The following is a 504-nucleotide window of genomic DNA, read 5'->3' as shown; positions in this document are numbered from 1 at the left end:
GCGGGCTCCGCCATGCCGAGCAGACGCGCCGCCGCGCGGTCCGCGGCCTCCTCATGCGTGTCGCGCGCCGGGCGCAGCCAGCGGGAGGCCGCCGCGCCCGGCGCCCCGCCCCGCGGGATGCGCTCCTGTCCACCCACAAGCGGAATGTTGCAATGTCGGTTGCAAGCGGCAAGGAAAAAGCCGCCCGCGCCGCCGCGCTACCCCGGCAGCCGCGTGAGCAGCACGGCGAGGTCGGCCTGCCGCCGGCAGCCGGTCTTGCGACGGATGGCGGCCAACTGGCTGCGCACCGTCTCCACCGAGACGCCCCTTGCCTTCGCATGGTCCGCCGCCGAACGCCCCGCCGCCAGCGCCGCCGCCAGCCGCGCCTCGGCCGGCGTCAGGCCGAACATCCTGCCGAGCAGCGCGGCATTCGGCGCCGGGCGGCGCGCCCCGTCGGTGACCAGCAGCATCGCGCCGCGGAAGCCCGCCGGCAGGTCGGTCGCCTCGGTGCGCAGCACCGGCACC

General features: G+C 77.6%; 1 protein-coding gene. It reads right to left on the bottom strand.

All coding sequences use genetic code 11. The features are described 5' to 3' along the window. Positions 1-197 precede the first annotated feature (197 nt). A partial coding sequence (locus OZN99_RS33390; protein WP_270939450.1) for a helix-turn-helix transcriptional regulator occupies positions 198-504 on the bottom strand: 307 nt, incomplete at its 5' end.

It is taken from the genome of Falsiroseomonas oryzae, assembly GCF_027856955.1.
In the GTDB taxonomy this organism is placed as follows: Bacteria; Pseudomonadota; Alphaproteobacteria; order Acetobacterales; family Acetobacteraceae; genus Falsiroseomonas; species Falsiroseomonas oryzae.
The sequence above is the reverse complement of the archived record's forward strand: the minus strand, read 5'-3'. Positions and strand labels throughout refer to the sequence as shown.